This window comes from Microcoleus sp. PH2017_34_RAT_O_A, from assembly GCF_020737885.1.
Classification (GTDB): Bacteria; Cyanobacteriota; Cyanobacteriia; order Cyanobacteriales; family Microcoleaceae; genus Microcoleus.
This window is the reverse complement of record NZ_JAEQDD010000100.1, coordinates 63850-70129: the sequence shown is the minus strand read 5'-3', so window position 1 is coordinate 70129 and position 6280 is coordinate 63850. Positions and strand designations below refer to the sequence as shown.

The following is a 6280-nucleotide window of genomic DNA, read 5'->3' as shown; positions in this document are numbered from 1 at the left end:
TTAATCTTCTCCCTCTTGAGTTTTTGAGTAACAGCTTGCCGGATATTCAAAGGCGGCTACTTTTGGCTGCAATCATTTTTTAGTCTAAACTACAGTTATGTTAGTTAGCTGAGTAATTGTTCCTTTAATTCCTGACATTTTTTGGCTAGGGTGATGTCTAATTATGTATTGATATTGATATTTACATAGTCCAATTTAGTTTACCTACAGTCCAAATATAGGCTAACTTAACCATCCTGAAGATTCTTACCCGATTTAATACCCCAATTTTATAATATCTATTAAATCCTTGTAATGAAAATTTTATAAACTTTAAATACTGCCTTTTATGCCATGAAGCAAGTGCTAATCCCATCATACAACTCGCAACACCATGACGGTTTTCAATAGCTATTCTGATCTTAAGTGCCATCTCGAATTTTTCATATGCCTCATCAATTTCATCTTTCGCAAGATGAATAAAACCTAGTTGTTCATAAACATCAGCCATACCGCCCTGTCCACTCTGAGACTCCATTTTCTTATATCCTTCAAGAGATATATTGGATTGCTCTTCTGCTAAAAGAGGTTTCCCTTGATTAAGAAAAACCCAGGCTAGATGATGCGGTATCCAAGCTAGGGCGTTATCATCTTGAAATTTTTCTGCTAACGGTTTAGCCTCGGTTAAATAAGATATGGCGCGATTATATTCACCCATTCTTCGATGTAGAATGCCAAGATAGACTAATGGGCTAATAACTTTATGCATAATCTTATTTTGTCTTCTCAGATTCAAAACTTCTGTATATAACTCAATCGCCTGTTTAAATTTACTATGGCTCATTTCATAAAGAGCTATAGTCTCAAGTAATTCTGTTTTTAATTCCAGCATTTTTACTTGAATATTAAGTTCAGAATTATAATTAATGAAGTTTTCAATCATTGTCAATGATTTTTGAGAAGATACTATACCTTCTTGATAACCAGCAGAATAAATTAGAGATATTCCTAGACGAGCATTAGCTTCTATATGATTTTCTGAATTCTCTGGTGAGCCTCCAATGATTTGTGAAAAAATATTATGAGCTGCCGCTCTATTATTTCCAGATAATGCTCTAGCTTTTAACATTAATATATAATTGAGATCGTCAATGTTTCCTTGAAAACAAAAGATTGCATTTTGAATGATTTCTAGTAGGCTATTAGTAAGTGCTTGCCATATTAAATATTCATCCAAAGACAACGCTAAATTTTTTTCTTCTTGGCTTATGCATATAGGTATAGAAAAAATTGCCTTGAGTAGGTTCCATTCTCTCACTTTACAAACATGATACAAGGAATCTAAGTAGCGTCGCACCTTCTCTAAATTAGTTGTATCAGATGGTGGCTCGTCTTCAATCATGAGATAGTATTCTACTGCTGTGTAGTCAGCAAGTTCCTCAATTGGAACTTCATCCAAATCTATTTTTAGGCTGGCAAAAACTGATTGGGCGGGAGTTTGTGAATTAGTTGTCATTTGTGTTTCCTCTATACGCTTTCTGACTGAGCAATTTTTCCTTCAACTCCTGACACTCTTTGACTAGCGGAATGCCTAATTCTGCGGCGATAGATAAGGCGCGATTACAATACTCAATAGCCAGAGTGCGAGGGCCTAATATTTGATAAGCTTCTGCCAAAATTTTTTGAACTTCAGCTTGAATAGAACGATTACCAGTTGTGTTACAGATTTCTAATGATGTATGCAAAGCTTTCAAAGCTTCTGAATACAGATCCAGTCTTATTAATGTCGCTCCTAACCTACACAGTGTCTCACCTTCTCCTTGCCGATCCCCAATTACCTGTGTGATGGTCAACCGCTGCTGATACAGAGCAATTGCATGAGTGTACTCTCCTATAGCATGGTATGCAAGACCCATATTTGCTAATTCATTCCCTTCACCCAGCCTGTCACCAATTGCCCGTGCGATATCCAAATGCTGCTGAGCATAGTCAATTGCTTGGTGATATTTTCCTAAAGGATAGTGGGCAGTACCTAGATTACCCAGTGCATTCCCTTCCCCGAGTCGATCACCAATTTTTCGTGCGATATCCAAATGCTGTTGAGCATAATTAATTGCTCGGTGATATTTTCCTAGTGCTTTGTAAATAATGCCCAAATTGCCAAGCGCATTTCCTTCTCCCTGAGAATCACCAATCGTCCGTGACTTTTGTAAATACTGATGAGTATACTTAATTGCTTGATGATATTGTCCCATAGCATAGAAGGTAAGCCCTAAATTTCCTAATGCCCTACCTTCTCTATGTTGATCGCCAGTCGCTCGTGCGATAGCCAAACATTGCTGATAAAACTCAATCGCATGTGTGTACTCTCCAAGACCATAATAAACGAGACCCAAACCGTTCAAACAAATAGCGTCCCATCTGGAATTTAGCTTACCTAAAATTCTGTTATATAAGCTGGCTAGTTCACGATAGTAGCGCCAAATTCTTAGTTGAATACGTAATTCTTGATTAGTAGTAGTATGAGTATAACTCAAAAGTATCTCACTAGCGGCTTCCCAAGCTTCCATTTCACAAAGATGATCGAAAGATTGCAGATAGCGCTTCACCTGTTCTAAATTAGTTACATCGTCTGGCGGCTCATCCTCGACTGTGAGGTAATATTTCACTGCCGTATAAGCAGCAAGTTTCTCAATCGGAACTTCATCCAAATCGATTTCCAGTTTCGCAAATAGCAATTGACCAGGTTTTAATTCGTTAGTGATCATGCTGATTTTGATTGATTTTTTAGACTTGTTAATAACTTTTGATAGTTAGCCAGCGCCACACTGCGAACTAAATTGTGTTGTCCCAAAACGGGCTTATTATTGTGGTTAACTGATCCCTCAGCGAGGAAGCGATCGCACAATTCCTTTAATGCCCTCTCTTGACGCTCCTCGTTACACTGCTTATTCTCTATACGCTTCACCAAATTGACCAATTGCATCAGCCATCCTTCTGCTTGTACTGGAGCGCGATACACGGAAGCCGCACAAATTAAGATGTAAGCATCCTTCACCTGCTTTTCTAATCGATCAAATGTAACTTCCAAACGTTGTTTGTTGACTTCTCTTTGCACTTTCAAAGTTAGCTTGTGCAACTTCCATTCATCTTGTTCTCCTAATATTTTTCCTTGCTCTGCCTCATAAATAGCTGTTTCTACCTCCTCTATTTTACTGTTGATATCATTCCAATAAGCTTGGACATTCGCATCGAAAGATTCACAGATTTCCCCAATAATTACTCGCAAAACTAGAGGATGACCCTTGTAGGCTTTCCCAATTCGTAACAAGAGGGGTTTATCAGGTGAATCCTGGTTGACCTCTAATCCAGTTGTCTCGAACAATGCTTCCTGTTCAGATTCATTTAATCCATACAAGACTTCCCGATGCCAGAAATTTTTGTAACGAGAATCTACCAACTTAACTGGTAAGTCCTGTGAAGTGATGATTAACCGACTTTGGCAAGATTCTGCTGACAATAAGCTCAAAAAGAATTTTTCCCACCACTCATCAGCAAAATCACCCCAACCTTCATCTTCATTTCCCGTTAACAGTTTTTCTAGAGAATCAATCAACACCAACACCTGATTTTCACGTAGGTGTTTGACTAATCTCTGTAACAATTTTTCTGGTTTTTTATCCTCTGCTGATAGTCTCTCTCCCCACTCTTCCAGCCATCTAGCAGCAACACTGGCAAAGTCTGTGGCTTTGTCCTCATAGTCAAAATTCGCTCGTCGCAACTTGTTCTTCCAATCTCCAGAGAACCAGTCTTGCAATTGCACTGCTAATCTTTCCGCCAGAGCAGTTTTACCAATTCCCGTGAGTCCCAGGATGAGCAATAGCCGACATGACCCGCGAAGCTTCTGACTTAGTTCGGCTACAAGCTTTTCTCGACCTACCCAAGCATCATCATAGGCATAAAAACCTTGTGGAGAAGTAGAATCTTCCGGCGAAGTATCGCTATCTGAGTTAATTGGTTTAAGAATTTCTCGTTTATCTAAGTTCAATTTTTCGCAAATCCGTTCAAATGTCGATATAGATACCGATTTGCTGTTGATAAAGTTGCTGACGGTGGATAAGACTATTCCTAGATTTGCGGCTAAGTCTCCCTGAGTCAGAAACCCATTGCGTTCAATAGCTGATATAACTTGCTGCTTGCGGTCTGGGTGAATTTTGACTGATCTTGGCATGGCTCATCCCACAAGATGTACTTATATCTAAAATTACACAGTTGGGACTGGTAATTCCGGATATGTGGACAAAGTAATTACCTCGCAACTCAGTTACGAACTCAGTTATCAAGTCAGATATCGCTCAGATTCGACCTCACTCAGACTTTTTAGATTATTGGAGTGTAGAGTTTTACAGGACAAATAACTTCATGTCTCAAACACAACCCACGACTTACACTAGCGAACCAATCATTTCTGTACCAACTCATATCGAACCAAATCTGCCATCACAATCTTATACAGGCAGTGTTCCTGAAACCCTCTTAGCGATCGCAATCTTGATCCGCTCAATTGCCCTACTAATTCATGTACTCAAGTCAGGTTCTAAGAAGTAGTACCCATCATCTGGGAAAGCAAAGTCGCATCTCCTACTTAATGAGGATGCGACTTTCAGATATAACTGACGCGCTGGGACTAAAGAAACCGGGTTTTTTACCAAATCTGCGAATCACAACGCGTCTTCTCGAAAAAACCCGGTTTCTAGGCCCGATGCGTAAGCCCTAAAAAGGAGTTAACCTTGCAACTTACCGCCCAGATTTTCTCGGCGGCGTACCGTCAGCCCGCTTCCGACGAATCAGCACACTCATCACCTGGCCAGCATTTGCCGCGCGCTGTACGGGACTCCAATCGCCAACTTGGGCAAATCCCAATCGGTACAAAGTGAGAATCGTTTCTCTGACACCCTGGGGCGAACCCACAACCGTTACCACCACAATATCCTGTTCGGATATGGCTGTTGGATCCGAATTTTGACAATCAGATTCGTTTTCGTCGGGCACGAATTCTTGTGACATATTATGTTCTCCTGACTTTGGGTTTTCTAGAAAAACCCAAAAATCCAGCCGCCCCGCATTTCAACACACAGCAGGGCGGCTACAGAGAATGTTAAGATACTCCGAGCCTCCAGACTGCTAGTACCAGTTTGGCGGTTATGCTGTCCTTGGCTGTTAGCGCAGCTTTGGACAGTGCAACTAGATTTTTGGGCGACGCAGGTTGCCTCTTCTACAAGCTTTCGCAACCTCTTACTTCACAGCGTAGCGGCAGATGGGGGCCGCCGTCAACCAATTTTGAGATTTTAGATTTTGGATTTTTGATTGAGACGCAGGATATTATTGAACCGCGAAGACGCAAAGGGCGCGAAGGAAGAATTAGGAAGGAAGGGAGTCAGTAAGTTGTTGCTGGCGATCGCAAATCTCTGATTTTTACCCTAAAATCTAATATTAACGTCCAGTAAATACTCGGAATAACCACCCGAAAAGCATAACGCTTAAGAAAATAATGCCTCCGACAATTAACATCAAACCCAACAGCAAAGCCACCACAAACAACCAATCAGCTTTTTTTCCAGCCGGTTCAGGCGAACCTAAATGAGCATCCAGCAATTCGATATTTTTGATATTAGCTTTCCAAGCAACATCTAACAAGTCTCCGGCAACTGGTACAGTGCCAGCAACTGTATCAAATACGATGTTAGCCGCCATCTTTACTAAAGTCTCTTGTGGCACTCCCATTTGAGCGGATTTGAAAACAACATAACCTGCAAAAATTGAACCAACTAAATCGCCGCCACCCGGTATCAATCCTAATATTGGATCGAGTCCGATGCGGTATTTTGTGCCGGGAATCGGAATTGCATTGTCTAGTAAATGACTGATGCGGCGGAGTCGGCGCAAGGATGCAGCCTGAGATTTGTTGGGAGTGTTTGCGGATGAATTTTGTATAGGAGAACGAGACATTTAGATTACTCCTGACTTTATTTCTTAGTCCGCGGAGGCGGACTTCGTTTTTGTAGAAGCGATTTCAATCGCGGAATCATGAAGGTGTTAACTTTAATCATACAGAGAAACCCGGCTTCTCTTCAAAACCGGGTTTCCTACTTCTAACTGCGGGCTTTTAGTTTATACCGATTTAACGGGTCGTTGCACAGTTCTCGATCCCCCTAAATCCCCCTTAAGAAGGGGGACTTTGAGAATAATCTTGTCCCCCCCTTATTAAGGGGGGCTAGGGGGGATCGAATTCTATGCAGCC

Annotated in this window: 7 protein-coding genes; 1 reads left to right on the top strand and 6 read right to left on the bottom strand. The window is 41.1% G+C overall.

The features are described from left to right. Positions 1 to 181: 181 nt before the first annotated feature. From JGK11_RS26895 to JGK11_RS26885, 3 genes are read right to left on the bottom strand one after another with little or no spacing between them, the layout of a single operon-like run. Positions 182 to 1495, bottom strand: coding sequence for a tetratricopeptide repeat protein (locus tag JGK11_RS26895; RefSeq protein WP_293213568.1), 1314 nt, complete (start codon positions 1493 to 1495; stop codon positions 182 to 184). Further along, a complete protein-coding gene (locus JGK11_RS26890; protein ID WP_293213565.1) occupies positions 1485 to 2747 on the bottom strand; it encodes a tetratricopeptide repeat protein in 1263 nt (420 codons plus the stop codon). Before JGK11_RS26890 ends, JGK11_RS26895 begins: the two co-directional genes overlap by 11 nt. Further along, positions 2744 to 4210 (bottom strand): helix-turn-helix transcriptional regulator, encoded by a 1467-nt coding sequence (locus JGK11_RS26885; protein ID WP_293213563.1) that lies wholly within the window; start codon positions 4208 to 4210, stop codon positions 2744 to 2746. The genes JGK11_RS26890 and JGK11_RS26885 overlap by 4 nt, the downstream gene beginning before the upstream one ends. Before the next feature lie 191 nt (positions 4211 to 4401). Between JGK11_RS26885 and JGK11_RS26880 the strand changes: the two genes are divergently transcribed. Beyond that, on the top strand, positions 4402 to 4587 hold the full coding sequence (locus JGK11_RS26880; RefSeq protein ID WP_293213561.1) for a hypothetical protein: 186 nt from the start codon (positions 4402 to 4404) through the stop codon (positions 4585 to 4587). Positions 4588 to 4776: 189 nt separating this feature from the next. Here JGK11_RS26880 and JGK11_RS26875 read toward each other — a convergent pair whose 3' ends face one another. The 3 genes from JGK11_RS26875 to JGK11_RS26865 form a co-directional block, all read right to left on the bottom strand. After that, positions 4777 to 5046 (bottom strand): hypothetical protein, encoded by a 270-nt coding sequence (locus tag JGK11_RS26875; protein WP_293213559.1) that lies wholly within the window; start codon positions 5044 to 5046, stop codon positions 4777 to 4779. Positions 5047 to 5072: 26 nt separating this feature from the next. After that, positions 5073 to 5270, bottom strand: coding sequence for a hypothetical protein (locus tag JGK11_RS26870; RefSeq protein ID WP_293213557.1), 198 nt, complete (start codon positions 5268 to 5270; stop codon positions 5073 to 5075). 202 nt (positions 5271 to 5472) lie between these two features. Next, positions 5473 to 5988, bottom strand: a complete 516-nt coding sequence (locus JGK11_RS26865) for a DUF4112 domain-containing protein (RefSeq protein ID WP_293213555.1) — start codon at positions 5986 to 5988, stop codon at positions 5473 to 5475. Between the last annotated feature and the right edge of the window lie 292 nt (positions 5989 to 6280).

Coding starts and splice junctions, on each gene's coding strand:
- JGK11_RS26895 (WP_293213568.1), bottom strand. CDS start 1,495: ATGACAACTAATTCACAAACTCCCGCCCAATCAGTTTTTGCCAGCCTA.
- JGK11_RS26890 (WP_293213565.1), bottom strand. CDS start 2,747: ATGATCACTAACGAATTAAAACCTGGTCAATTGCTATTTGCGAAACTG.
- JGK11_RS26885 (WP_293213563.1), bottom strand. CDS start 4,210: ATGCCAAGATCAGTCAAAATTCACCCAGACCGCAAGCAGCAAGTTATA.
- JGK11_RS26880 (WP_293213561.1), top strand. CDS start 4,402: ATGTCTCAAACACAACCCACGACTTACACTAGCGAACCAATCATTTCT.
- JGK11_RS26875 (WP_293213559.1), bottom strand. CDS start 5,046: ATGTCACAAGAATTCGTGCCCGACGAAAACGAATCTGATTGTCAAAAT.
- JGK11_RS26865 (WP_293213555.1), bottom strand. CDS start 5,988: ATGTCTCGTTCTCCTATACAAAATTCATCCGCAAACACTCCCAACAAA.